Raw genomic sequence first — 23,916 nt, 5'->3', positions numbered from 1 at the left:
AAAAGGATTTGTCTGACAATCGGCCAATAAGAACAATTCTGGAGCGCGGATGAACATCAAACAAAAACTGACCTGGGCATTTGCAATCGTTGCCTGCTTGCCCGTGGTCCTGGTTGCCACACTGGTGGTGATGAACCTGCGCAGTGATGCCAAGGACAGCTTTGTCGACAGCAGCGGTCGCGAGATCCGCCAGGTCAGCAACGCCATGCAAATGTTCTTCGACGGCATCAGCCAGAACGTCGACTACCTGGCCTCGCTGCCGCTGATCAAGAACACCGACGCCAGCCTCAAGACCTACATGGCCGCCAACGCGGCGGACATCCCGCAGGGCGAGATGGACAAGCAAGTGTTCGCCCTCCTGCAGAACCTGGGCAACAGTCACCCGGCCTACGCCTATGCCATCGTCGGTACCAGCGCCGGCGGCTACGTGTCCTGGCCCGATGACGCCCAACTGACCAACTACGACCCGCGCCAGCGTCCCTGGTACAAGGCCGCCCAGGCCAACCCGGGCAAACCGCTGCGCACCGCGGCCTATTACTGGACCGATAACAACACCACCTACGTCAGCACCGTGCGCACCCTCGATAACCAGTTGGGGCCTAACGGTGGCGTGGTCAGTATCGACGTGACGCTGACCCAGCTCACCGAACTGGTCAAACAGATCAAGCTCGGCGAAACCGGCTACCTGATGCTGATGGAAAACAACGGCACCGTGCTGGTCGACCCGCAACGGCCCGAACACAACTTCAAGCCGTTGAACTCCCTGGGCGAGGGTTACGCGCAGCTGGCCAAGGCCGGCAAGGGCCTGGTGGAAGTCGAACTGAACGGCGAGCGCTACATGGCCAACGTCTGGCCGTCGGAGCAACTGGGCTGGACGTTCATCGGCCTGATCAAGCAAGCCGACGTCATGAGCGAGGCCACCCAGTTGACCTGGCTGATCGCAATCATCGCCGCAGTCCTGGCGGCGATCTTCGCCGTGGTCGGGGCCAGTTTCGCCAGCCTGATCGTACGGCCGATCCGCAGTGTCGCCAGTGGCCTGGAAGGCATCGCGCAAGGCGAAGGCGACCTGACCCAGAACCTGCAGGTCCGTGGCAGCGACGAAACCGCGCAACTGGCCAGTTGGTTCAACCAGTTCCTGGCAGCGATTCGCAGCCTGATCCAGCACATCGGCGGCGCCGCGACCAAGATCCTCGCCAACTCCCACAACGCCACCCAAGTGTCCGGCGAGATGGCCGAAGCCGCCGGGCGCCAGCGCGAAGCGGTGGACATGGTGTCCACGGCGTTCCATGAAATGGTCGCCACCGCCAACGAAGTCGCCCGCTCGTGCAGCCAGGCCGCCGATTCCGCGGACAACGGTCAACGCCAGGCCCACGAAGGCCAGCAACAGATCGACGCCGCCGTGAGCAGCGTCGACCGTTTGAGCCAGGAAATCGAGCAGTCGGCGTTATCGATGCAACAGCTGGAACGCGACAGCAATGACATCCAGTCGATTCTCGGCACCATTCGCTCCATCGCCGAGCAGACCAACCTGCTGGCCCTGAACGCGGCCATCGAAGCGGCACGCGCCGGTGAACAGGGTCGCGGCTTTGCCGTGGTGGCCGACGAAGTCCGCGCCCTGGCCAAACGCACCGCCGACTCCACGGCGGAAATCGACGGCTTGTTGGGCAACCTGGCCAAACGCACCAGCCAGGTGACCCAGCAAATGCACGCCAGCCTGCAAGTCTCGCAGCAGTCGGTGAGCCGCATTGGCGAGGCACGCAACAGCTTCGGGCAGATCCGCGAATCGGTGGACGTGATCCGCGACATGAACACCCAGATCGCCACCGCCGCCGAGGAACAACACCAGGTCGCCGAAGACATCAACCGGCACATCAGCCAGATCCATGGCGATGCGCAACTGGTGGCGGAACTGGCGAACTCGGCACGCCTGGACTCCCAGAGCCTGGCCGGGTTGTCCAATGAGCTGGATGGCTTGGTGCGACGGTTCCGCACCTGATCAAAGGGCTGGGGGTGCCTAACGCTCGATAATTGCCGTCACTCCCTGCCCCCCGGCGGCGCAGATCGAGATCAGTCCGCGCCCCTGCCCCGCCACGTCCAGCAACTTGGCCAGGTTGGCGACGATGCGCCCACCCGTCGCGGCAAACGGGTGGCCGGCGGCCAGGGAGCTGCCTTTGACGTTGAGGCGGCTGCGGTCGATCGAGCCCAATGCCCCGTCGAGTCCCAGGCGGCTCTTGCAGTAGTCCTCGTTTTCCCAGGCCTTCAAGGTGCACAGCACTTGCGCGGCGAAGGCTTCGTGGATTTCGTAGTAGTCGAAGTCCTGCAGAGTCAGGCCGTTGCGCGCCAGCAGACGCGGTACGGCGTACACAGGGGCCATCAACAGCCCCTCTGCGCCGTTGACGAAGTCCACCGCCGCCGCTTCGCCATCGCGCAAATACGCCAGGACTGGCAGGCCACGCTCTTGCGCCCAGGCTTCACTGCCCAGCAGCACCAGGGAGGCGCCATCGGTCAGTGGCGTCGAGTTACCCGCCGTGAGTGTGCCCTTGCCAGTCTTGTCGAAAGCCGGTTTGAGCGCCGCCAGTTTTTCCAGGGTCAGGTCCGCACGCAGGTTGTTGTCACGGGTCAGGCCGAGGAAAGGTGTCATCAGGTCGTTGTGCCAACCTTCGGCATAGGCGGCGGCCATTTTCTGATGACTTTCCAGCGCCAGTTGATCCTGTTCGGCCCGGGGAATATTCCAGGTTTGCGCCATCAACTCGCAGTGCTGGCCCATGGACAAGCCGGTGCGCGGTTCACCGTTGCGCGGCAGCTCGGGCAGCAAATGCCGGGGACGCAACTGCAGGAAGGTCTTGAGTTTATCGGCAGTGGTCTTGGCGCGATTGGCTTGCAGCAGAATCTTGCGCAAGCCTTCGTTGACCCCGATCGGCGCGTCCGACGTAGTGTCGACGCCGCCGGCAATACCGCAATCGATCTGCCCCAGGGCTATCTTGTTCGCCACCAGCAACGCCGCTTCCAGCCCCGTGCCGCAGGCCTGCTGAATGTCGTAGGCCGGGGTGGTCGGCGACAGCCGTGAGCCGAGTACGCACTCGCGGGTCAGGTTGAAGTCCCGGGAATGCTTGAGCACCGCCCCCGCCGCCACTTCGCCCAGGCGCAGGCCGTGCAGGTTGTAGCGCTCGATCAGACCCTCGAGCGCGGCCGTCAGCATCGCCTGGTTGCTGGCGGTGGCGTAGGGGCCATTGGAGCGGGCGAAGGGGATGCGATTTGCGCCTATGATCGCGACGCGGCGCAGCTGAGTCATGAAAAGCTCCTATTCTGTGAAAGCCATGACCCACAAGCGTAGGCCTTATCTCGCGGATCGAACGACTGATGACGATTCGTGGTCCACACTTTGAACCCCAACCGCTGGAGCGCGTTCCATGTCAGACCGCTATATCGACTTCGCCAACTCGTCCCTCGGCCACCGCGTGGTCGGCGCCCTTGGCCTGCCGTCGCCGGTCCGCCTGGAACGCTGGGAAGCCGGTCGGCTGCGGCCGGTGGACGGCGCACTGCTGATCGGCGGCGGCCCGCTGGCCAGTAAGGTCCAGGCCTTCGCCAACAAACTGACTGAGCAGATCTACAGCTACGGCGCCGAACCGCTGGTGGCCCAGGCATGGATTCCCGGGCATGGGCCCAAGCTCAAGGCCGTGCTGTTCGATGCCAGCGACCTGCTGCAAACCGGCCAGCTCAAGCAGTTGCGCGAGTTCTTCCAGCCACTGCTGAAAAACCTCGACCACAGCGCCCACGTGGTGATCCTCGGGCGTGCGCCGGAAAGCCTCAGCGACCCCTTCGCCGCCAGTGCGCAACGGGCCCTGGAAGGTTTCAGCCGCTCCCTCGCCAAAGAGTTGCGCAGCGGCGGCACCTTGCAATTGCTCTATGTCGGCAGCGGTGCCGAAGAACAACTCGAAGGCGCGTTGCGGTTTTTCCTCTCGCCAAAAAGTGCCTACGTCAGCGGCCAGGTAGTGCGGCTCAACGCCTGCGCCAGCCAAGTCCAGGACTGGACCCGGCCACTGGCGGGACGCCGGGCCCTGGTCACCGGTGCCGCACGCGGCATCGGCGCGGCGATTGCCGAAACCCTGGCCCGCGATGGCGCCGAGGTCGTGCTGCTCGACGTGCCCCCAGCCAAGAGCGATCTCGAAGCCCTCGCCGCCCGCCTGGGAGGCAACAGCATCACCCTGGACATCTGTGCCGAAGATGCCGCTGCACGCCTGATCGAACAGTTGCCCCAGGGCATCGACATCGTGGTGCACAACGCAGGCATCACCCGCGACAAGACCCTGGCCAACATGACCCCGGAATTCTGGGATGCGGTGCTGGCCGTCAACCTCAATGCCCCGCAAGTGCTGACCCAGGCCCTGCTCGACAGCGGCACTTTGCAGGACCACGGCCGGGTGATCCTGCTGGCCTCGATCAGTGGCATCGCCGGTAACCGTGGCCAAACCAACTACGCCGCCAGTAAAGCCGGGCTGATCGGCCTGGCCCAGGCATGGGCGCCGCTGCTCGGCGAGCGCGGGATCAGCATCAATGCCGTGGCGCCGGGGTTCATCGAAACCCAGATGACCGCACACATTCCCTTCGCCCTGCGCGAAGCCGGGCGGCGCATGAGTTCCCTGGGCCAGGGTGGCCTGCCCCAGGACGTCGCCGAAGCCGTGGCCTGGCTGGCCCAGCCCGGCAGTGGCGCGGTCAGCGGGCAAGCGCTGCGGGTTTGTGGCCAAAGTGTCCTGGGAGCCTGAGCATGACGACGAACTGGCAGGTTGTAGCGGGCGCACCGAAGTTGGCCGAGCTGTATTGGCGGGCCGCGACGCGACGCAAGATCACCGGCAGCGTCCTGCCCGATGACGGTCTGCGCGCCTGGCTCAACGTCGACCCCCAGGCAGTGGCGGCCTACCGCAAGGTCTGTGGATTTACCGAGAACGGCTTGCTGCCGCCGACCTATCCCCATGTGCTGGCGTTCGGTCTGCAATTGCAGTTGCTCACCGCCCAGGTCTTCCCCTTCCCGCTATTGGGACTGGTCCACCTGGCCAACCGCATTCGCCTGCTGCGACCGCTGGGCGGGCTCAGTCGAGTCCGGGCCAGCGTCCACGTGCAGAACCTGCAACCCCACGCCAAGGGCGCGACGTTCGACCTGATCACCCGCCTGGACGATGCCCTGGGACCGCTGTGGGAAGCCGAAAGCCGGATGCTGTGCAAAGGCGTGAAGCTTGCGGGCGAGTTGCCGGAACCGATCGCGCAGGACACCCAGGATATCGACGAGGTCAGCCGCTGGTGGGCACCGGCCGAAATTGGCCGGCAGTACGCCAAGGTCTCGGGAGACTACAACCCGATTCACCTGAGCGCACTGAGTGCCCGGCTCTTCGGCTTTCCCCAGGCGATCGCCCACGGGCTGTGGATCAAGGCGCGCACCCTGGCGGCGCTCAGTGGGCATCTGCCCAGCTCGAACCTGGAGATCGCGGTGCAGTTCAACAAACCGGTGCGCCTGCCCAGCGAGGTGATCCTGCTGGCCAGCGCGGCGGGCTCAAGTGGCGACTTGCAACTGAACGGCCACGGCGCGCTGCAGCATATGCACGGCCATTGGCAGCCGCTGGCCTGAGCGCTCAACCGCGTCGAATCAGGAACACCCCCGCCAGAATCAACACCAGCCCGGCAATCTTGCCGGCGCTGATGGGGGCCTCGCGAAACCCCGCCCAACCAAAATGATCCAGCGCCAGCGCCATGCCCAGTTGCCCGGCCAGGACCAGCGCCATGAACAGCATCGCGCCGATGCGCGGCCCGGCAAACGCGGCAGTGGTAATGAAGAACGCACCCAGCAAACCACCGCTCCAATGCCACCAGGTCAGGCTCTTGAGCGCTGCCAGGGTCGGGGTTTCACGCTGGATCAGCACCAGCATCAACAGCGCCATGGTGCCGACAAAAAACGAAATCAACGCGGCAGACAGCACACTGGAAACCTGCTTGGCCAACTGGCCGTTGATCCCGGCTTGCAGCGGCAGGAAGGCGCCTGCCACTAACGGCAGACAAAGTAACCACCAGACGGGGGCCGGCATGTAGATCTCCAAGGACTCGAATAGGTGCGCAGTATAGCGCCCCAAACAGCTGGCTTGAGTGTGTCTGGCAGTTAAGGGGCTGTCGCACTCTGGCGGCGGATTCAGCTAATGCGTGCTGTGCCGGCAGGAGCCGCTTGTGGGAACAGATTGTCCAGGGTATCCAGCAGGCGTTGGTGATAGATCGGTTTGCGGAACAGATCCAGCACTTGCAAGCGCAACAGGTCGCTGACATCGGCCATGTCGGCATGACCCGAGATGACGATCACCGGCAAGTGCTGACGGGCAGTGTGTTCGCGCAGGCGACGGATCAGCGACAGGCCGCTTTCGTCGGGCATGCGCAAGTCGGTGATGACCAGCGCGATATCGGGATGGCGAGTGAGCTGCTGCAAGGCAAGTTTGACCGTGGTTGCGGTAAAACAACAAAAGCCCTCGAGCTCCAGCAGTTCGGCAAGCTCCAAAAGCGCGTCCTGTTCATCGTCCACCAGAAGCAACTGTTGACGCAGGGAAGAAGACGCACTCATGGGTGATACCTGTTGACTGTATCAATAACTAAAAGAGGCTACTCCCGCTGTCTCAGCCACCGGCTGGAGGTGGTGTTGCTGCTGCAGGAAGCGAGTCGACCAACCCATCCTCCACCGCTTTAAACGTTGCCGTGATCGAACCGCTGATTCCCGGTACAAACACAATCACCACCAACGCCACCATCGCCACAATCAGCGCGTACTCAATCGCTGAAGCCCCCTCGGTTCTACGAAAAAAACGACGCGTTTTAACGATCAGTTTCTGAAGGAACATAAGACTTCTCCTTGGCGCTCGGGGCGCTGATGTAGCAGGGCTGCAACATGATTGCTCTCTGCCAGCAGAGCATTGTCAACAAGCTCCACCCCAACAAGTGTAAGAAGCAACTAATCAGAAAGTATTAACACTAACTTTGTTGGAAAAAAAGGCCGTATTTACAGGCACTTCCTCATTTTATGGGCTATTTAGTTATGCGTAATGGCATTTTGGATTAGCTGCACTACCTTCAAATAGCCAAATCGTTGAATGTTCATAGCTGCCTGATTGCGAAGTGATCTCGTTGACCTGAACGAGCCGGTATTGCAGCAGGAAAGGGAGAGCCGTCATGAACAGTCGTATCACTATGGGCCTGGCTGGGCTTCTCTTGGTCGCAGCCATCATCGTCGGATATTGGGGGCTGGTCTTGAGTCGCCAATCTGTCCCTGCTGCACCCGCGGCCAGTCCTGCCGTAGCTCTCGCCACACCCAGCGTCATGGAAAAAACCGTCGCCCAGGCCCAAGAGCAGACTCGCCACCCCGTAGTGGTGTTGGTGCGCGATGTGCCGCCTTTCACTGCGCTGACTGCCGCCGACCTCGCACTGGAACAATTGCGCAGCGCTCCCGCTGGCAGCTTGAACAGCCTCGACCAGGCCATTGGCCGAACCCCATGGCGCCCCTTGAGTGCGGGCACCTGGTTGAACCAGGAAAGCTTCGAGACCGGCGGCCCGCTGGCGCGCATGATCCACCCCGATGAACGTGCACTGGCCGTCGCCGTGGACGAAGTAGTCGGCGCTGCCGGGCAACTGCTACCTGGCGACTATGTCGACGTCCTGCTGTACCTGCGCCAGGACCAGAGCAACGCGCAACAGACAGCGCAGATCGTAATACCGGCGATGCGCGTACTGGGTGTCGGCGAACAGTTCGGCCTGACCAATGACGGCAAGCCTGCCACCCCCGTCGCCGGCCCCGAGGAGAAGCTCAAGCAAGATCAACGTCGGCTTGGCGCACGCACAATTGTGCTGGCGGTCCCTGAACAATTACTGAGCCGCCTGATGCTGGCGACGCAGGCCGGCACCCTGCGCCTGGCCGTACGCAGCAACGAAGAACAGCGCTTGGCCAAGTATTGGGCCGGCGAAACCGATTCGGCCGCCAACCTGCAGACCAGCAACCGCCAGCTATTCCAGTTCAACCAACTGGCACTGGGCGAAGCCCCGGTAAACCTCCCTGCCGGCAATAAACAAACGCCGATGCCTCGGCGCGCGATCGAGGTCATCCGTGGCAACCAGGTGACCCAACAAAACCCCTGATCGAGCAAGGATGCATCTTTATGCAAAGTCGTTCCGTGCTGCTCTCCCACCGCTTGATCTGTGCCCTGCTCCTGGTGGGCATGCCGGTCGATGTCGCCCTGGCAACGTCGGGCAATTGCAGTGCACTGGACCAACTGCCCGCAGTGTTGGAAGTGGGGGAAGGATTGCAACAGGTCCTGCAATCCCCCGTGGCGATTACTCGCCTGGCCATCGGTGATCCGAAAATTGCCGACGTTCACCCCAGCGGCAGCAATGCCTTCCTGCTCACCGGGATGGCCCCTGGCGCCACCAGCCTGATGGTCTGGACCGCCTGTTCGACTGCGCCGCGCCAAAGCATGGTGTTCGTCCAGGGCAAGGCCACGGCGGCCATGACCCGCGCCGCCGCGCAGCCTACCGAAGACCCGCTGCTGCCCAGCCAGGTACAGACCGACATTCGTTTTGTGGAAGTCAGCCGCACCAAGCTCAAGGAGGCTTCCGCCTCGATCTTCGGCACCCGTGGCAACTTCCTGTTCGGCTCCCCCAGAACCCTGCCCACCATCGATGGCGTGGTCCAGGGACGCTTGCCGGTGAACAACGACCAGTTCAACTTCTCCTGGATCGGCGGCAAGACCATGGTGATGATCAATGCCCTGGAAGGCAGCGGGTTTGCCTACACCTTGGCCCGCCCCAGCCTGGTGGCGCTGAGTGGCCAGAGCGCGAGTTTCCTGGCTGGCGGCGAAGTACCGATTCCGGTCCCCAGCTCCGGCAGCGACAACGTGTCCATCGAGTACAAGGAGTTCGGGATCCGCCTGACCCTCACACCGACCATCGTCGGGCGCAATCGGATTTCCCTCAAGGTGGCACCGGAAGTCAGCGAGCTGGATTTCAGCAATGCCGTGAACATCGCCGGCACCCTGGTTCCAGCGCTGACCATCCGGCGTACCGACACCAGCATCTCCCTGGCCGACGGTGAAAGCTTCGTCATCAGCGGCCTGATCAGCACCCGCAACAGTTCCCAGGTCAACAAGTTTCCCGGGCTGGGGGACATCCCGATCCTCGGCGCGTTCTTTCGCGACTCGACCATCAACCGCGAGGAGCGCGAGCTGCTGATGATCGTCACCCCGCACCTGGTTCAACCGCTGGCTGCCGATGCCCAACTGCCGTCCCTGCCGGGTGAAAAGCTGCGCAACTACGACCCGAACTTCTACCGCATGTTCTTCCTGGAAAACGGCAATTTCGACAAGCGCAGCGGGTTATCGCAATGAGCCAGAGCCAAAGCCTGAGCCAGACCTTTGTTGCCATCACGCGCAACAGCACCGACCTTGAGTGGCTGCAAGGAGCACTGGCGCCCCTGGGCCAGGTAGTCAGCGCTGGCGTCGGCAGCCTTGACGAGTTGCTGGCACTGGTCGACGTGACCTTCGCCAGCCTGGTGTTTGTCGGCCTGGACCGCGAACACGTGGTGGCCCAGAGCGCCCTGATCGAAGGCGCCCTGGAAGCCAAGCCGATGCTGGCGATCGTCGCCCTGGGCGACGGCATGGACAATCAACTGGTGCTCAACGCGATGCGCGCCGGAGCACGGGATTTTGTCGCCTACGGCTCACGCTCCAGCGAAGTCGCCGGGCTGGTTCGGCGCTTGAGCAAGCGACTGCCGCCGGTGGTGCCAAACACCCAACTGGGAGGGTTGAGCGTGTTGTTCGGCACCCAAAGCGACGCCGACGGTGCGCTGTTATCCAGTCACCTGGCGCTGGTCGTGCAAAAGAGTGGCCAGCAGACCCTGCTGCTGGACCTGGGCTTACCCCGCGGCGACAGCCTGGCCTTGCTCGGTCTGGAAAGCTCGTTCCACTTCGGTGACGCGCTACGCCACCTGCGGCGTATCGATGCAACCTTGATCGACAGCGCCTTTACCTGCACACCCAGCGGCATGCGCATCCTCGCCTACGCCAGCAACGACGAACCGCTGGAGCACACCAGCGCCGCCGAGCTGTACATGTTGCTCAGCGCCTTGCGCCAACACTTCCAGCACATCGTGGTGAACCTCACCGGTCAGCCCGACAGCGAAGCGGTGCGCACCTTCGTCAGCCACTGCGACAAGTTGCTGTGGTACACCGACCAAAGCGTGCTCGACTGTCGACGCAACCTGGCCGTGCTCAACCTGTGGCGAGAAAAAGGCATGAAGCTCGAACATGCCCAACTGCTGGTGGATCGCTACCTGCGCAACGTTGCCCCCGACTCGCAAACCCTGGGTAAAAGCTTTGGCCTGGAAGTCATGGCCACGCTGGCCTTCAGCCCAGAGGTACGCCTCAACGCAAAAAACCAAGGGGTAACCCTGTTCGAACTGGCTCCCCGCGAAGGCCTGACCCAAGCCCTGCGCAGCCTGGGAGAACGGCTCGCCCGGCGCTCCGAACACCCGGACAAACCCAAGGCCAGTTGGCTGAACCGTCTGCGAGGCAGCAAATGAGCAGCGAAAAACTGTTTGGCGCCACGGCCCGGCCAACGGTCGGCAACAGTGACCACGAAGGCCTGAAACTGGCCCTGCACCGCTACATCATCGACGCCATCGAGGAGTCCGGGAAAAACCTCCTGGAAGGCTCGCGCCAACTGCTGGCGCAGTTTGTCATCGACAAGGTCGCCGACTACATCGCCCGCCTGCACCTGGCCGTTTCCCGCTATGAAATGGAGCGCCTGGCCGAAGAAATCGTCGATGAGCTGACCGGTTTCGGCCCCCTCGAAGTGCTGCTGCGCGACCCCGCCGTGACCGAGATCCTGGTCAACGGCCCGCACCGGGTGTTCATCGAGCGCGATGGGGTGCTGCACCAGAGTGACCTGCGCTTCATCGATGCACACCATGTCGAACGGGTCATGCAACGCATTCTCGCACCCTTGGGCCGGCGCCTGGACGAGTCCTCGCCGATGGTCGATGCGCGCATGCCCGACGGCAGCCGGGTCAATGCGATCATCCCGCCGATTGCCCTGGACGGCCCCTGCCTGTCGATTCGCAAATTCCGCAAGGACATGCTCAAGAGCAGCGACCTGATGGCCATGCAAACCATCGACCAGGCTATCTTCGAATTCATCCAGGAAGCCGTCGGCCGCCGCTGCAACATCCTCATCAGTGGTGGTACCGGCACCGGCAAGACCACCTTGCTGAACATCCTCAGCCAGTTGATCAACCCCCACGAACGCCTGGTCACCATTGAAGACGTCGCCGAACTGCAACTGGGCCATCCCCATGTGGTACGCCTGGAAACCCGCCCGCCGAATGCCGAGGGCCATGGTGAGGTCAAGGCCAGCGACTTGATCCGCAACGCCCTGCGGATGCGCCCGGACCGCATCATCCTCGGGGAAATTCGCGGCGTCGAAGTGCTCGACGTGCTAACCGCGATGAATACCGGCCACGACGGTTCGATGAGCACCGTGCACGCCAACAACGCCCAGGACGCTTTGTTGCGCCTGGAGACCCTGGTGGGCCTGACCGGCCGCCAGATCGCCGAGCGGACGCTGCGCCAGATGATCTGCGCCGCGCTCGATGTGGTGATCCAGTTGACGCGCATGCCCGACGGTCGACGCTGCGTCAGCGAGGTGGTGGAAGTGGTGGGCATTCGCGATGACATCTACGTCACCAACACCCTGTTCCGCCTCGACCGCCGCACCGGCTTCGGCTTCCTGCGCGAGGCGCTCAATCCCGCTGGCGACAAGCTGCGCCGGGAAGCAGGTCTGACACTCAACTGACCCGGCGAGGCCACCACAATGCTTGCACCGCTATTGCTGAGCCTGATTTGCCTGCTGTTGCTCGGGTTGTCGATCCGCCTGTTCTTTCAGGGTGTGCGCCAAACCGGCATTGAGCGTGTGATGAACCGCCTGGCCCAAGGGCAGCCTCAGCTTGAGTTGCAAAAGACCCGCTGGAGCGGCCTGGAGCGCGCGTTCCTGCGGGCAGGCCTGGGGCGCCCGACCGAGCGCCTGGGCCTGTGGCTGATGCTCTGGAGCCTGTCGATGCTGATCGGTTTCGCCGTGGCTGGCTGGTCGGGCCTGCTGGCATTGTTGCTGCTGCCGCCGCTGGTGCTACGACTGTACATCGCCTGGCGCTATCAACGCCGTTTGCGACGGATGATCGAGCAACTGCCGCAACTGCTTGACCATACCGTGCGCAGCCTCAAGTCCGGAAGAACCCTGGCGGACGCGGTAATGGGCAGTATCGAAGCCAGCGCCGACCCACTGAAAAACGCCTTGGGCCGCGTGCAGCGCAACGTGCAACTCGGGGTAAATCTACCCGATGCCGTCCACGACTTTGCCGAACTCTACGACCAGGACGTACTCCGCATGTTCGCCCTGGGGCTGAAGGTCAACCATCGTTATGGCGGCAATGCCAGTGAACTGTTGGAGAACCTGATCAAGCTGATTCGCGAGCGCGAACAGGGGGCACGGCAACTGCGTGCGATGACTGGCGAAACTCGCTTGACCGCCTGGGTCCTGGGGCTGCTGCCGATTGGCCTGGCATGCTACTTCCTGATTACCAACCCCAACTACATGCTCGGTATGTGGCACGACCCCAGCGGCCAGCACATGTTGATCAGCGCGGTACTGCTGCAGATTTGCGGCTCCCTGGCGCTGTGGCGCATGTTGCGGAGTATTTGAGATGGTGATCCTGATCAGCGCCTTTTTGTTGCTTGCCGCCGCACTCCTGGCGCTGGGCAGCGTACTGGCGCAACGACGGCGCGAGCGTCAGGTAGCGCAACGCCTGCAAGGCCAGATGGTGCGCGACAACCGTCTGAGCAGTTACCTGCGCGTACTGGGCGACAACAGGCTCAGCCAGCGCTCGGTAAGCACCGACAACGAGACCCTGGCCTTGCTCGCCCGCCTGGGTTGGCGTCGCGCCAGTGACCGCTCGTTGTTTGCCGCGATCCAGGTAGGCACGCCCTTGCTGGTGCTGGGGCTGGCGGCATTTTTGCGCGAGGTTTTTTTCCCCGCCGCCAGTCATCCCTGGTTAGTGCCGCTGTTGCTGATGGGGGTTGGCTACCTGCTGCCAAAACGGGTATTGGCTTTCGCGGCCAAACGCCGGCAACGGATCATTGCCAAAGAAATCTCTACCTTCATCCCCTTGCTGCGCATCCTCTTCGAGTCAGGCATGGCCGTGGAACAGGCCCTTCGGGTGTTGAGCACGCAAGCGCAAAAACTGCTGCCGGAACTGACCAGCGAACTGCGCCTGGTCCTGGCCCGGGTCGACTCGGGCCTGGAACTGGGGCAGGAGTTGAACCAGAGTGCAAACGTGTTGGCCGTGGATGAATTCAACGACACCTGCGTGATCCTCCAGCAACTGATCCAGCAAGGTGGCGGGGCAATGAAATCGCTGCTGGCGCTCAAGCAACTGCTCGATGATCGACGCCTGACCCACCAGCAGGAATACATCTCGAAAATGTCCGCGAAAATGTCGGTGGTGATGATGCTGTTTCTGTTTCCGGCCTTGCTGATCGTTCTGGGTGGCCCAGGGTTCACCGCCATTGCCCGCGCGTTCGGCTCTTAGGGAGAAGCTGATGAGAATATTGATGCTTGCAACAAGTCTGTTGATGCTCACGGGTTGCGCTACGGGGGGACCAACCCCCTGGTCGGCGCTGACGGCATCGGGCAGTTGCGCCCGGCTCAATTCCGAGCAGGAACTGGCGGTGAACCTGGCCGACGACATGGCCAGCGACGGCAAGCTGCACGCCAGCCTGGCCAACCTGGAAAAGCTCCCCGACAACCTCAACGAAGTGCGTTTGCGCAAAGCCCGGGCCTATCGCCTGCTGGGGCGCAGCGAAGCCGAGCCGCTGTATCGCAGCCTGGTCGGCAGCTGTGTGTCGGCTGAAGCGGAACACGGCCTGGGCCAGTTGTATGCGGCTCGCGGTGATAACGGCCAGGCCCAGGCGCACCTGCAACGAGCTGTGCGCCTGGCGCCTACCAACGAGAAAATCCGCAATGATCTGGGGGTGGTCTACCTCAACCAGTTACGCCTGGACGAGGCCCGTTTCGAATTTCTCACCGCCATTGAACTGAAGCAGAGTGACCCCTTGCCGGCGGTCAATCTGGTGACGCTGCTGATCTATCAGGACAACTGGAAGCAAGCCGCCGAAGTGCTCAGCAGTGCCGGCCTGAGCCCGGAACAATTCACCGACGCCCGGGCCCACGCGGAACGACTCAAGGCACCGGCCACCGTCAGGGCGACAGCCAGCGACCGGGTGGCTGCGGCCGACACCACAGCGATCAGCCTCAAATAACCCGCAGGAGAACCGCAGATGAAACGAGCGACTATTGGCTGCCTGGTCCTGCTGGGCCTGCCCCTGAACGCCGGGGCGATTGAATCGGGACCAGCTTCGGCACAACAACAGGAAACCGAAGGCTGGCTGGTGCTGCAAAGCAGCAACCAGGCTGCCTCCGCCACACCCCAGACCGCCACCGCCACCGAGCGCGAATTGGCTCTGCAGCGTTGGCTGAAGAAGTACAGCTATAGCATTCCGGATTTCTACGATCAGGACAGTGCCGGCGAGATGTCGTCCGGCAACTGAACGGCGGACCGCCCTCGACTAATGCGCGGTCACTTGCTGGCGCATTCCCGAATTGCTCGGCGACAACGCCAACGCCAACTGCGTGCGGTTATGCATGTGGGTCAAGCGCAGGACCTGGGACACATACAGCTTCACCGTGTTCTCGGTGATGCCCAGCTCACAGGCGATCTGATAGTTGGTCTGGCCCTTGCCGACCAGGCGCGCGACGTCCAGTTGACGGGGTGAAAGCTGGTTGAACAGGGCCGGGATCTGAGCTTGCCCTGCGGCACTTGCGGCGTCGGCTGCGAGGCTATGCGAGGCGTCGGCCGACGGTGCCCGGCGGGCTTTGTCGATGTCCTGGTAGAGGTCGTTGATGGTTTCGGAAAGGTGCTGCAGCTTCTGGTTCAAATGCCCCAGCTGCAACTCCTTCTGCCGCTCCTGCAGGGCTGCCTCCTGGCGCTGCAGACCCTCCAGCAGTTCATTGAGGTTGATCGGTTTCTGGTAGTAGTCCGCAATCCCGGCCCGCAGCGCCTTGATCACATCCTGCTTGTCGGCTCGCCCAGTGAGCATGATCGCTTCGAACGCTCGGTGCTTGCCCGCCACACGCTGGAGCGCATGCACCAACTCGATGCCATCGAGGTCTGGCATGCGCAAGTCACAGAGCACCAGGCCGATATCGGTGTCCTGGCAAAAGAGCTCGATGGCCTGTTGGCCGGACTCACAGGGAATGCAGGAGTAACCGCTGTTTTCGAGGAATTCGCAGAGCTCTTCAACAATCAACGGTTCATCGTCGACCACTAATACTTTTACTGCCGATGGGGACTTGTTCACGCGCCACTCCATGCTCAGGCCGAAGGTTGATGATTGCTGTACCTACAGCCGGGAACTGTACAACTTGTGATCTGAAAATAGACGTACTTCCTGACTATGTACATAGCGATATAGCTGCACGGAGCCTATTGAATCCAGGCCATCGTCAGAAACATGCCGAGGAAAACGAACGGGGCAAAAGGTGGGTTTTTTGACAGCTCAGGTGCAAGAAACACAACACGCTTCCTAAGTCCTTGAGCCATAAGTGGCCAGACCGTTGGCGCAAATAACAGCCAGAGGGCACTCAGGACCCCGGCACCGATAAAACTGCCCAGCAAATGGACCGGCTCGGTGGCCAAGCCGATCGTCGCCATCATCTTCACGTCGCCGGCTCCCATCCGTCCCAGCGCATAACCGGGCAAAGTGAACGCCACTGCCAGAAGGAAAGCCCAGCCCCCCTGCTCGGCCGGTGCACCCAGCCAGGTGGTGCCGCTCCAGAGCAAATAGGCCAATGCCGCAGCCCCCGCTCCCAAGGTCAGGCGATTGGCAATGTGGCGTTGCTGGACATCCTGGACCGCGCACAGCGCCAGCCAGATCATCAGGACAAGACTGTGCATCAGGGAATAATCGTCCATGTTGGCGGAATGATTCTATGCTCAAGGCACGTCGTAGTAGTCAGGGTAGACGCACTCATGAAAACAGACCTGCCACACACACAAAAAGGCGCTGTCGCCATTGAGTTCGCCTTGGTGTTCGTGATTTTTTTTGCGGTGTTCTACGCCATCGTAAGTTACAGCGTGCCGCTGTTGCTGATGCAGTCCTTCAATGAAGCCACGGCCGAGGCGGTGCGGCGCAGCGTCGCCCTGGACCCCAATACCAGCGACTACCCAACCGCGGTGGTCAATCTCGCCAACTCCGTCCTGCAGCAACAACTGTCCTGGGTGCCCAAGGCCTTCAACCTCACCTACGGCACTGGCGGCGATGCCAAGGCGGTCTACAGCGCCGGCCAATTGACCGCCAGCGTGAGCTACCCCACCAGCAAGCTCAACCAGGTGATTCCGTTTTTGGTGTTGCCGGGATTGGGCACGGTTCCCAGCCTGCCAACCAGCCTGAGTGCGCAGTCGAGCATTCAATTTTGAGTCCTGCCGGCAAGCTGTTCGGGCGACTGTTGCAGCGTTCCCCTACCCTGCCACTCGACACCCTTGCGCGCCCGGTGGTGCCCAGCGTGGGGCTGCAATTGCACCTGGACTCGCAAGGCCGGGTGCTACAGATCAGCGGCCCCATGCGCCATTTGCTCGCCCATCGATTATCGGGCAGCACCGCCCTGCACCTGAGCGACTACCTCCTGCCCGGCAGCCGGCTGGCCGTCGAAGGCCCGCCCAGCGAATGGCACGGACACAGCCTGGACCTGGACTTCACAGGTCTTGGTGCAACCACCCTGCACCTGCGCGGCTGGGCACAACCGGCTGAGGATGGCTGGCTCCTGCAATTGCTCGATATCGGTGATTTGCTGCAAGAGCGGCAACAGGCCCAGGCCCGGGACACCTGCCAGGCGCTGGCCGCACGCTGCAGTGAACACCTGCGCCTGTGCAGCCTGTCGCGCTTGCCACAGGTTCTGCGTGAGCAATTGCAGGACCTGGCCCAGCAGTGGCGAATCCCCTGTGTGGCGATTGTCCTGCTCGATGAGGCGCAACAGGACTGGCGGATCCACAGCCATTACCACGCCCACGATGCTCCCCGGCTCTGGCACACCGATCAGTCGCTGGGCAGCGCCCTGGACAGCCTGGACGGCAGTCGTCCCCACGCGCTGCATGGCGCTGCGGGTGTCAGTCTTGCGCCGCGTCTGCGGGACATTTTTGCCGATGCCGAAGGCTTGCTGGTGCCGTATCGCGACGCCCACGGGATCGGCGCCTGGCTGCTCTGTGGTTTTTATCCGGCAGTGCAGCCTGCGCCAGCCCTCGGTGAGCGTGACTGGTTGCTGCTGCTCGCCGCCCTGGCCGCGCCGCTACTGGGGCGCTTGCGTGAGCAGCAACAACAGCAGCAACTGCAACGCCTCGATGCCCTGCAAGGGCTGCTCGGCAGCGGCTGGTGGGAACTGCACGAGGGGGTGCAACTGGCCCCGCAACTGGCCCGCAACCTGCACCTGGAACACGCGCGATTGTCCCTCGGCGAATGGCTGGCGGTGTTCCATCCGGTCGACCGCGCCGAGCTGCAGAGCCGCCTGCAGGACCTGCTGCAGGGCGACCGCCCGCTGCTACTCAGTGTGCGCCTGCAAGCTCGCGACGAGTTCCAGGCGCCGATCTGGTATCGCCTGCAAGGCCAGCTGTTGCAGTTGGGCGAGCAACGTCGGCCAGTGGGTTTCATGCTCGACATCAGCGACATCAAGAACCAGCAGCAACAGGCCGCCGCCGCCCATGCCCGGCTGGACAATCTGATCGCCAGTTCGCCCGCGGTGATCTACGTACAGCGGTATGAGGAAGGTGCACTGCAACCATGCTTTTTCAGTGACAGCCTGCTGCCGCTGCTCGGCTGGCAACTGAGCGAACTGACGGAAACCAGCCTGATCGAGCGGATTCACCCTGACGATCGCGACCTGTATTTCGCCCGCACGCGCCAGCTGTTGCGCGAAGGCAATGTGCGTGCACGCTACCGCATGCGTGACCGGGCCGGCGATTACCACTGGCTGTTGGATGAGGCCCGGTTGCTGCGCAATGACCTGGGTTTGCCAGTCGAGGCGGTCGGCCTGTGGCTGGACGATACCGAAGCCACCCTGGCCACCGAGCAGGTCCGCCAGAGCGAGGAGCGCTACCGGATCCTGGTGGAGGATTCGCCGGCGATGATCTGCCGTTATCGTCCCGACTTGACGCTGACCTTCGCCAACCGTCCGCTGGCCAAGTACCTGGAATGCCCGCCGGAGCAATTGCCGGGGGTCGACCTGGGCAGTTGGTTGTCAGCCGAGCAGCGCGTTGCCTTCCTGCTGCGCATCCAGCAACTGACGCCGGAGTTCCCGGTCAGCACCGCAGAAATCAGCCTGCAACTGCCCGGTCGCGAACACGCCTGGTGGGTGTGGTCGGACCGCGGCGTGTTCGATGAACAGGGGCAACTGCTGGAAGTCCAGGCGGTGGGCCGCGACAACACTGAAGTGCGGCGCTCCCAGCAACAGCTGATGCAAAGCGCCAAAATGGCCACCCTCGGGGAAATGGCCACGGGCCTGGCTCATGAAATCAACCAGCCACTCAACGTCATGCGCATGGCCATCGTCAATGTGCTCAAGCGCTTGAGCAACGGCGAGGTACCGGTCGACTACCTGCAAGACAAGCTCAGCCGGATCGACACCCAGGTCCAGCGCGCGGCGCGGGTGGTCGATCACATGCGGGTGTTTGGCCGGCGTTCGGAGATCGAGCAGCAACCGTTCAATCCGGCGCAGGCAGTGGAAGGCACCTTGGCCCTGCTGGCCGAAGGCATGCGCGGCAAAGGCGTGGAGTTGCGCATCCCCTCCCTCGACTTCGAGGTACAGGTCCGCGGCCATGTCGATCAACTGGAGCAAGTGTTGATCAACCTGCTGGTCAATGCCCGCGATGCCCTGTTGAGCAAGCGTGAAGTGCAGCGCGAATTCGAACCCTGGATCAGCCTGCGCGCCGAAGCCGATGCGCGCGTGGTGCGCCTGTGGGTCGAAGACAACGGCGGCGGCATCGACCCGCGCCTGCTGGAGCGCATCTTCGAACCGTTCTTCACCACCAAGCCGGTGGGTGTCGGCACCGGCCTGGGGTTGTCGGTGAGCTATGGCATCGTGCAGAACATGGGCGGCCAGTTGAGCGTGCGCAATGCCGAGCAGGGTGCATGTTTCTGCATTGAGTTGCCGATTGCCGGGGCGCGTTAGATTGCCAATTGCGCTCCACCGCCTGAATGACAACTGAGGTTGGCACCAATCTCCGCGTTCCCCAGGCTGACCCCCAGGGCCTTGAGCAAGGTGTTGACGAGCGGGTCCAGCAACGGCCCGATGAATCCCCGTACGGCGTTGACCAGTATGCCGCTGATTTGATTCAACAACCCCGCCACCTGCGCCAGTGCATTGCCGGTGATATTGCCGCTGGGCGGAACATAGGAGGTCACCTGCAGACCGCTCAACGTGTTGCCCAGACTCGTAAGGATGTTGATCGAGTCTATCGCTTGATACTGCGCAGGCAGGCCGATATTGGGGGGCAACGGATAGACCAGGCTTTGCGTGCGCTGGCCGATAGTGGTTTGCGCCTTGAGCCCCAGTCCTCCGCCCTTACCCAGCGTGACCGGGCCACAGCCCAGAATTCCAGCGCAGGTTCTGATGCCGATATCAATCAGTCGCACAGGTTCAACGGCGATGGCTGCGGATGAGGCAAAGGCCTGGACCGGGTCAATCTTGCCGATGCCCAGGTTCGCGATGGAGGTGGTTGCCTGGACCGTCACGCTCTTGCTGGCCTCGCTGGCGCAGTTGTAATCGGCAAGGTAACTTTCGGCACTGCCGGCTTCCAGACTGATATCCAGCCTGGAAGCAATCGACAGGACGGTGTTATCGCAAGGCGCTATGACCAGGCATAAAAGCGAATTCACCACGCCCACCAGATTAAGATGCAACAGGTTGTTCACGACCCCCGAAACCGGCGTCAACAGGTCGGGAAGCGCCGATACCAACTGGGAAATGGTCTTGAGTATCGGCAACTCGATGGAAACCAGGGCCCTGACCTGGGCCGTCCGGACAAAAATCTGATCCTTGCCGGTGGCCAGGCCAGCCTTGGCCAGCGCCGGATTGCCGATCGTCGACAGCTGTGGCGGCTCGATCACCTTGAGCTTCACCCCCACTTTGCCGATCAACGGAATGCTCACCTCAGTCGAGACCGCAGCGGCACTTTTACTATTGGCCAGTTGGGCGACCGCCTGGACCAGCTGAAAAACCTGCACATTGGAATCCAGACCCGTCGTGGAAGCCCCCGTCTGCACGTTCAACACCTCCCCCAGCTTGAGTGTCTGCGCCGCGCTGGAAATGTTGCTGATGGACTGCAGCGCCTGCACGGCAACCTGGGCCGTTGCGCCGCCTTTGCTCAGGACCTTGATCGCCGCGTTGATCAATTGCGTAGGCGACACCGCCGTACTGAGCAGCGTTTCGTAGTCACCGGCGTTCAGGAGCAAATCCACCGCCAGCTGATCCAGGTAGCTGAGAAGCTTGATCTCGGTTTTGACCAACCCGTCCCAACCGCCGGCGGTCAGCTTCAGATTGCCACCCAGCATGCCGCCGATCAGCGCATCGAGCAGGTCCGACTTGGTGCTGTCGATGGTGCCCAGGATGGTGCGGATAGTCAGCATCGCCAGGGGTGAGGGTGACGCGGCAACGGCGGTGGCGGCCAGCCCGGTGCGCAATGGCAGCGGTCCCTTGGAAAACAATGCCGCCACCCCGGAAGCGATGCTCCTGGGCACGGAATTATGGGCGACGACTCGAATGGCGTCTGACTTGCTGGGATCGACGCTGAACCGCCGCAGGTTATCGCTACCGGTGGCGAGGGTGCCGCATTCAATCGCAAGAGTTTGCTCTGCGTTGACACTGAACCCGTTGCGCGCTGCACTTTGCGTCGCGTAGGTCAGTGCTGTATTGGCCGCCTGACAATGCCCACCGCGGGTCACTGCTTCCAGCGCGGCGGTGTCGACCACCCGCTGCAACTTGCGCTGCTCCAGATACAGCCGACCACTGTCGACCACCAACAGCGCAAACAATAGCGCCAGGCCCAGGGTCATCGCCGCAACCAGGCCGATGGCCCCACGCTGGCGACTTCGACCGCGAAAGCATGAACGAGGAGACATCGAGCACTCCTTGCTACCTCCAGTAGTGCTCGCAGTGTAGTCAACGCACGCGCGCAGCGCTGGCAAGTTGCCAGTGCCGCTGCCAGATAGTCCGTCAGGCGTGCTTATCTTGGCGGATAGTTACTCAGGATCCGCGTCACGGTCTCACGAATCGCATTGCTGCGATCGCTGGGATTGGGAGAGCTGCTGAGCATCTGTTCGTCACTGCCGCGCCATACCAACTTGCCGTCCTTGCCGTCCAGCAGGTCGATCTGGATGGTCGCGACCTTGTAGCTGACATTGCGGGTTTCGTTGTACATCGGTGCGCCCCAGTAACCGTTCCAGGGGTTGCCCCAGGCGCCGCCGTAGTTGGTGGTGACCTGTTGCTGGCGCTCTTCGATGATCAGGTAGGTCTGCACATTAAGGTCACCCTTGCTGCTCCCGGCTGCCGGGCGCAAGCCGCGCTGGTCGAGCTGATCGGCCACCGACTGGCGAATACGTTGCTCGGTGAGGTCGCTCTGGATCCGTGGATCATCCGGGCGATATTGCAGGGCGGGCTCCTTCCAGGTCCAACTGTGGTAGGCGGCGAAGTCGCGGCTGGCGTCAAAGTCGTGATTGATCTGGTTGGACTGGCAAGCACTGAGCAACACAGCACATGCCACGAATGCGAGACGGCGGAACATGGTTTTTCTCCGGTGCAGGCCCGCACACGAATGCGAGTCATTAAGAAGGAGGATACGCCGCTACGGCCTTTTGAACAGCTTCTCTTAATGCATCACCGCGTTCGCGTTGCGTTCCATCGACGCTGGTTTCAGCACTGGCACTCCACACCGGTTGGCCGGTGCCCGCGTCGTACAGATCGACCCGCACCACCAGCACCTGGATCTGGTAGGTGCGCACAACGGGCACCGTGTTGTACATGCCGACGCCACTGCCATAACCGTTGCCATAACGGTTGTAACCACCGTAGGCGCCATAGCCGTAATCGTCCTGCACTTGCTGCAAGCGGGTTTCCTGGTGCAGGTCGGCACTCACCAGCAGGTCTGCCGTGCGCTGGTCATGCAAGGGGCGCAGGCCTCGCTGGTCGAGGGCGTTGCTCACGGTTTCGGCGATCTGAGCCGAGTCCGCCCAGGCCGAGCCATTGGGCATCTGGCCGTCGAGCCAGGCCCAACTGCGGTAGCGACTGAAGTCTCGCGGAGCCGCAGGGTAGGCGCTGCGATCAAACGTCTGGGCCGCTTGCGGTGGCGCCGGTGGCAAGGGCCTGGAGCTGGCGACATACGGGTTGCTGCCCTGGCAGGCGCCAAGCCCCAGGCACACGGCAATCAATCCAAGGCGGCGTTTCATGATGCCCTCCACGGGTATTGGGGTCAGGCCGGGCGGCAGATCCAGTGCAGGTAACGTCCCAGCCCGGCAAATGTCGGGTGCCGACGGTGCGCCAGTTCCATCTCCAGCAAGTCGAGCAGTTCGGCACGGGCCTGGAATTCCACGGGCATGTAGTCATGGAAAACCCGCACCCCACTCTGGGTTTCGACCGTCCACAGGCCCTGCAGTTGCGTCGCCAGTTCACGCGGATCCAGGGGCATCTGTGGGGTCAGGCTCTGCTTTTCGCCCGCCATGTCGTTCTTGCGCATTTTGCGGAAGTGACCCTTGAGCAGATTGCGGTAAATCAGCGCGTCGCGGTTGTAGAACGCCAGCGACAACCAACCGCCCTGCGCGGTCAGTTGATGCAGCACCGGCAGAATCGCATGGGGTTCTGCCAGCCACTCCAGCACCGCGTGGCACAGCACCAGGTCATAGGGCTCGGTGAGTTGGCCGAGCAGTTCCTGCCAGGGCGCCTGGATGAAGGTCGCAGTTTGTCCGGCCTCGGCGAAACGCTGGCGCGCCCCTTCGAGCATCGGTGCGGCCGGCTCGGCCAGGGTCACCTGGTGGCCGCGCTCGGCCAGCCACAGCGACATGTGGCCCAGGCCCGCGCCGATGTCCAGCACCCGCAGCGGGCGGTCCGGCAAGGTTTCCGCCAGGTCCGCCTGCAACACCGCGAGGCGGATCGCGCCTTTGGCACCGCCGTAGATTTTTTCCGCGAAACGGGTCGCCAACTGATCGAAATGACGGTCGCTCATCAGCTGAACCGCCGTTCGCTGTCGGCCAGCTTGCTGCGCACCACCTGCTCCATATCCAACCCCAGCTCGCTGCACAGCAGCAGCAGATAAAGCACGATGTCCCCCACTTCCTGCCCGGCGTGGGCCAGGGTGTCGGGTGGCAACTGGCGCGACTGGTCTTCGCTCAGCCACTGGAATATTTCCACCAGCTCGGCCATTTCCACACTGGCGGCCATGGCGAGGTTTTTCGGGCTGTGAAATTGCCGCCAGTCATTGCGGTCGCGGATGCTGTGCAGGCGTTCGGTCAGTTCAACAAGGTTCATCGGGCTCTCCTGAAGGCGTATAGCTTCGGGCGGATGACCACAGGAAGCAAGCTGTCGCTACGCGACAGATTGCGAGCAGTCGCAGCACTGCCGACTCGCCCCTGTGGGAGCTTGCAAATTTTGTATACACCGTCCAAACCCGTAGCAGCTGCCAAGATCTGTGGTGTGGCGCAGATCGTCATCGCGGGCAAGCCCGCTCCCACAGGCTCCGCCGTATTCAGCACAGCT

24 protein-coding genes and 1 pseudogene are annotated in these 23,916 nt (G+C 62.6%); 14 read left to right on the top strand and 11 right to left on the bottom strand.

All coding sequences use genetic code 11. The features are described from left to right. Nucleotides 1-49: 49 nt before the first annotated feature. Both CKW24_RS28735 and CKW24_RS28730 read left to right on the top strand, forming a co-directional pair. Nucleotides 50-1,138 (top strand): annotated as a pseudogene (locus CKW24_RS28735) (cache domain-containing protein); the annotation flags it as partial. A 90-nt stretch (nt 1,139-1,228) separates the two neighbouring features. Then, the gene (locus CKW24_RS28730) at nt 1,229-1,996 is read left to right on the top strand and encodes a methyl-accepting chemotaxis protein (RefSeq protein ID WP_371917605.1); all 768 of its coding nucleotides are present in this window, start codon (nt 1,229-1,231) and stop codon (nt 1,994-1,996) included. A gap of 18 nt (nt 1,997-2,014) precedes the next feature. Here the strand turns inward: CKW24_RS28730 and CKW24_RS21645 are convergent, their stop codons facing one another. Further along, entirely contained in the window at nt 2,015-3,292 is a 1,278-nt protein-coding gene (locus tag CKW24_RS21645) for an acetyl-CoA C-acetyltransferase (protein ID WP_095170207.1), read from the bottom strand. A gap of 118 nt (nt 3,293-3,410) precedes the next feature. On the opposite strand from CKW24_RS21645, the gene CKW24_RS21640 reads away from it, so the two are divergent. Beyond that, complete coding sequence (locus CKW24_RS21640) at nt 3,411-4,763, top strand: 3-oxoacyl-ACP reductase (protein WP_095170206.1); 1,353 nt, start codon at nt 3,411-3,413, stop codon at nt 4,761-4,763. Between the two features lie 2 nt (nt 4,764-4,765). After that, nucleotides 4,766-5,620, top strand: coding sequence for a MaoC/PaaZ C-terminal domain-containing protein (locus CKW24_RS21635; protein ID WP_095170205.1), 855 nt, complete (start codon nt 4,766-4,768; stop codon nt 5,618-5,620). Nucleotides 5,621-5,624: 4 nt separating this feature from the next. On the opposite strand, the gene CKW24_RS21630 is transcribed toward CKW24_RS21635, so the two are convergent. From CKW24_RS21630 to CKW24_RS21620, 3 genes are all read right to left on the bottom strand, one after another. Further along, a complete protein-coding gene (locus CKW24_RS21630) occupies nt 5,625-6,074 on the bottom strand; it encodes a DMT family transporter (RefSeq protein ID WP_095170204.1) in 450 nt (149 codons plus the stop codon). Between the two features lie 101 nt (nt 6,075-6,175). Beyond that, nucleotides 6,176-6,595 carry a response regulator gene (locus CKW24_RS21625; RefSeq protein WP_095170203.1) on the bottom strand — a complete coding sequence of 140 codons (420 nt, stop codon included), beginning with the start codon at nt 6,593-6,595 and terminating at the stop codon, nt 6,176-6,178. Between the two features lie 52 nt (nt 6,596-6,647). Continuing rightward, the gene (locus CKW24_RS21620) at nt 6,648-6,869 is read right to left on the bottom strand and encodes a Flp family type IVb pilin (RefSeq protein ID WP_095170202.1); all 222 of its coding nucleotides are present in this window, start codon (nt 6,867-6,869) and stop codon (nt 6,648-6,650) included. A gap of 328 nt (nt 6,870-7,197) precedes the next feature. Between CKW24_RS21620 and cpaB the strand changes: the two genes are divergently transcribed. Genes cpaB through CKW24_RS21580 form a run of 8 tightly spaced genes read left to right on the top strand, consistent with a single transcriptional unit; the run spans nt 7,198 to nt 14,672 of the window. Next, nucleotides 7,198-8,157 carry a Flp pilus assembly protein CpaB gene (cpaB, locus tag CKW24_RS21615; protein ID WP_095170201.1) on the top strand — a complete coding sequence of 320 codons (960 nt, stop codon included), beginning with the start codon at nt 7,198-7,200 and terminating at the stop codon, nt 8,155-8,157. 20 nt (nt 8,158-8,177) lie between these two features. Continuing rightward, nucleotides 8,178-9,401 (top strand): type II and III secretion system protein family protein, encoded by a 1,224-nt coding sequence (locus CKW24_RS21610; RefSeq protein WP_095170200.1) that lies wholly within the window; start codon nt 8,178-8,180, stop codon nt 9,399-9,401. Further along, the gene (locus CKW24_RS21605) at nt 9,398-10,594 is read left to right on the top strand and encodes a pilus assembly protein (RefSeq protein ID WP_095170199.1); all 1,197 of its coding nucleotides are present in this window, start codon (nt 9,398-9,400) and stop codon (nt 10,592-10,594) included. Before CKW24_RS21610 ends, CKW24_RS21605 begins: the two co-directional genes overlap by 4 nt. After that, entirely contained in the window at nt 10,591-11,865 is a 1,275-nt protein-coding gene (locus tag CKW24_RS21600) for a CpaF family protein (protein ID WP_095170198.1), read from the top strand. Before CKW24_RS21605 ends, CKW24_RS21600 begins: the two co-directional genes overlap by 4 nt. An 18-nt stretch (nt 11,866-11,883) precedes the next feature. Beyond that, nucleotides 11,884-12,768, top strand: a complete 885-nt coding sequence (locus CKW24_RS21595) for a type II secretion system F family protein (protein WP_095170197.1) — start codon at nt 11,884-11,886, stop codon at nt 12,766-12,768. A gap of 1 nt (nt 12,769) precedes the next feature. After that, nucleotides 12,770-13,654 carry a type II secretion system F family protein gene (locus CKW24_RS21590; protein ID WP_095170196.1) on the top strand — a complete coding sequence of 295 codons (885 nt, stop codon included), beginning with the start codon at nt 12,770-12,772 and terminating at the stop codon, nt 13,652-13,654. Nucleotides 13,655-13,664: 10 nt separating this feature from the next. Beyond that, entirely contained in the window at nt 13,665-14,384 is a 720-nt protein-coding gene (locus CKW24_RS21585) for a lipopolysaccharide assembly protein LapB (protein ID WP_095170195.1), read from the top strand. 18 nt (nt 14,385-14,402) lie between these two features. Beyond that, nucleotides 14,403-14,672: a DUF3613 domain-containing protein gene (locus CKW24_RS21580; RefSeq protein ID WP_095170194.1), complete on the top strand. Its 270-nt coding sequence runs from the start codon at nt 14,403-14,405 to the stop codon at nt 14,670-14,672. 18 nt (nt 14,673-14,690) lie between these two features. Here CKW24_RS21580 and CKW24_RS21575 read toward each other — a convergent pair whose 3' ends face one another. Beyond that, nucleotides 14,691-15,482 (bottom strand): response regulator transcription factor, encoded by a 792-nt coding sequence (locus CKW24_RS21575; RefSeq protein WP_095170193.1) that lies wholly within the window; start codon nt 15,480-15,482, stop codon nt 14,691-14,693. 125 nt (nt 15,483-15,607) lie between these two features. Further along, entirely contained in the window at nt 15,608-16,078 is a 471-nt protein-coding gene (locus CKW24_RS21570; RefSeq protein WP_095170235.1) for a prepilin peptidase, read from the bottom strand. A 75-nt stretch (nt 16,079-16,153) separates the two neighbouring features. On the opposite strand from CKW24_RS21570, the gene CKW24_RS21565 reads away from it, so the two are divergent. Both CKW24_RS21565 and CKW24_RS21560 read left to right on the top strand, forming a co-directional pair. Continuing rightward, nucleotides 16,154-16,600, top strand: coding sequence for a TadE/TadG family type IV pilus assembly protein (locus CKW24_RS21565; protein WP_095170192.1), 447 nt, complete (start codon nt 16,154-16,156; stop codon nt 16,598-16,600). Next, nucleotides 16,597-19,341 (top strand): ATP-binding protein, encoded by a 2,745-nt coding sequence (locus CKW24_RS21560; RefSeq protein ID WP_371917603.1) that lies wholly within the window; start codon nt 16,597-16,599, stop codon nt 19,339-19,341. Before CKW24_RS21565 ends, CKW24_RS21560 begins: the two co-directional genes overlap by 4 nt. Here the strand turns inward: CKW24_RS21560 and CKW24_RS21555 are convergent. From CKW24_RS21555 to CKW24_RS21535, 5 genes are all read right to left on the bottom strand, one after another. After that, nucleotides 19,338-21,290, bottom strand: coding sequence for a pilus assembly protein TadG-related protein (locus CKW24_RS21555; protein ID WP_095170191.1), 1,953 nt, complete (start codon nt 21,288-21,290; stop codon nt 19,338-19,340). The genes CKW24_RS21560 and CKW24_RS21555 overlap by 4 nt on opposite strands. 104 nt (nt 21,291-21,394) lie before the next feature. After that, nucleotides 21,395-21,952: a DUF4136 domain-containing protein gene (locus CKW24_RS21550; RefSeq protein ID WP_095170190.1), complete on the bottom strand. Its 558-nt coding sequence runs from the start codon at nt 21,950-21,952 to the stop codon at nt 21,395-21,397. Between the two features lie 40 nt (nt 21,953-21,992). After that, on the bottom strand, nt 21,993-22,613 hold the full coding sequence (locus CKW24_RS21545) for a DUF4136 domain-containing protein (protein ID WP_095170189.1): 621 nt from the start codon (nt 22,611-22,613) through the stop codon (nt 21,993-21,995). Nucleotides 22,614-22,636: 23 nt separating this feature from the next. Further along, nucleotides 22,637-23,386 carry a methyltransferase gene (locus tag CKW24_RS21540; RefSeq protein WP_095170188.1) on the bottom strand — a complete coding sequence of 250 codons (750 nt, stop codon included), beginning with the start codon at nt 23,384-23,386 and terminating at the stop codon, nt 22,637-22,639. After that, nucleotides 23,386-23,688: a MazG-like family protein gene (locus CKW24_RS21535; protein ID WP_095170187.1), complete on the bottom strand. Its 303-nt coding sequence runs from the start codon at nt 23,686-23,688 to the stop codon at nt 23,386-23,388. Before CKW24_RS21535 ends, CKW24_RS21540 begins: the two co-directional genes overlap by 1 nt. Nucleotides 23,689-23,916 lie beyond the last annotated feature (228 nt).

Origin of the sequence: Pseudomonas sp. Irchel 3H3 (genome assembly GCF_900187635.1) — a bacterium.
Classification (GTDB): Bacteria; Pseudomonadota; Gammaproteobacteria; order Pseudomonadales; family Pseudomonadaceae; genus Aquipseudomonas.
This window is presented reverse-complemented; position numbering and strand designations above follow the sequence as displayed.

Bases quoted from the DNA above. Each gene is read 5' to 3' on its own strand.
- CKW24_RS28730 (WP_371917605.1), top strand. From the start codon at position 1,229: ATGGCCGAAGCCGCCGGGCGCCAGCGCGAAGCGGTGGACATGGTGTCC.
- CKW24_RS21645 (WP_095170207.1), bottom strand. From the start codon at position 3,292: ATGACTCAGCTGCGCCGCGTCGCGATCATAGGCGCAAATCGCATCCCC.
- CKW24_RS21640 (WP_095170206.1), top strand. From the start codon at position 3,411: ATGTCAGACCGCTATATCGACTTCGCCAACTCGTCCCTCGGCCACCGC.
- CKW24_RS21635 (WP_095170205.1), top strand. From the start codon at position 4,766: ATGACGACGAACTGGCAGGTTGTAGCGGGCGCACCGAAGTTGGCCGAG.
- CKW24_RS21630 (WP_095170204.1), bottom strand. From the start codon at position 6,074: ATGCCGGCCCCCGTCTGGTGGTTACTTTGTCTGCCGTTAGTGGCAGGC.
- CKW24_RS21625 (WP_095170203.1), bottom strand. From the start codon at position 6,595: ATGAGTGCGTCTTCTTCCCTGCGTCAACAGTTGCTTCTGGTGGACGAT.
- CKW24_RS21620 (WP_095170202.1), bottom strand. From the start codon at position 6,869: ATGTTCCTTCAGAAACTGATCGTTAAAACGCGTCGTTTTTTTCGTAGA.
- cpaB (WP_095170201.1), top strand. From the start codon at position 7,198: ATGAACAGTCGTATCACTATGGGCCTGGCTGGGCTTCTCTTGGTCGCA.
- CKW24_RS21610 (WP_095170200.1), top strand. From the start codon at position 8,178: ATGCAAAGTCGTTCCGTGCTGCTCTCCCACCGCTTGATCTGTGCCCTG.
- CKW24_RS21605 (WP_095170199.1), top strand. From the start codon at position 9,398: ATGAGCCAGAGCCAAAGCCTGAGCCAGACCTTTGTTGCCATCACGCGC.
- CKW24_RS21600 (WP_095170198.1), top strand. From the start codon at position 10,591: ATGAGCAGCGAAAAACTGTTTGGCGCCACGGCCCGGCCAACGGTCGGC.
- CKW24_RS21595 (WP_095170197.1), top strand. From the start codon at position 11,884: ATGCTTGCACCGCTATTGCTGAGCCTGATTTGCCTGCTGTTGCTCGGG.
- CKW24_RS21590 (WP_095170196.1), top strand. From the start codon at position 12,770: ATGGTGATCCTGATCAGCGCCTTTTTGTTGCTTGCCGCCGCACTCCTG.
- CKW24_RS21585 (WP_095170195.1), top strand. From the start codon at position 13,665: ATGAGAATATTGATGCTTGCAACAAGTCTGTTGATGCTCACGGGTTGC.
- CKW24_RS21580 (WP_095170194.1), top strand. From the start codon at position 14,403: ATGAAACGAGCGACTATTGGCTGCCTGGTCCTGCTGGGCCTGCCCCTG.
- CKW24_RS21570 (WP_095170235.1), bottom strand. From the start codon at position 16,078: ATGCACAGTCTTGTCCTGATGATCTGGCTGGCGCTGTGCGCGGTCCAG.
- CKW24_RS21565 (WP_095170192.1), top strand. From the start codon at position 16,154: ATGAAAACAGACCTGCCACACACACAAAAAGGCGCTGTCGCCATTGAG.
- CKW24_RS21555 (WP_095170191.1), bottom strand. From the start codon at position 21,290: ATGTCTCCTCGTTCATGCTTTCGCGGTCGAAGTCGCCAGCGTGGGGCC.
- CKW24_RS21550 (WP_095170190.1), bottom strand. From the start codon at position 21,952: ATGTTCCGCCGTCTCGCATTCGTGGCATGTGCTGTGTTGCTCAGTGCT.
- CKW24_RS21545 (WP_095170189.1), bottom strand. From the start codon at position 22,613: ATGAAACGCCGCCTTGGATTGATTGCCGTGTGCCTGGGGCTTGGCGCC.
- CKW24_RS21540 (WP_095170188.1), bottom strand. From the start codon at position 23,386: ATGAGCGACCGTCATTTCGATCAGTTGGCGACCCGTTTCGCGGAAAAA.
- CKW24_RS21535 (WP_095170187.1), bottom strand. From the start codon at position 23,688: ATGAACCTTGTTGAACTGACCGAACGCCTGCACAGCATCCGCGACCGC.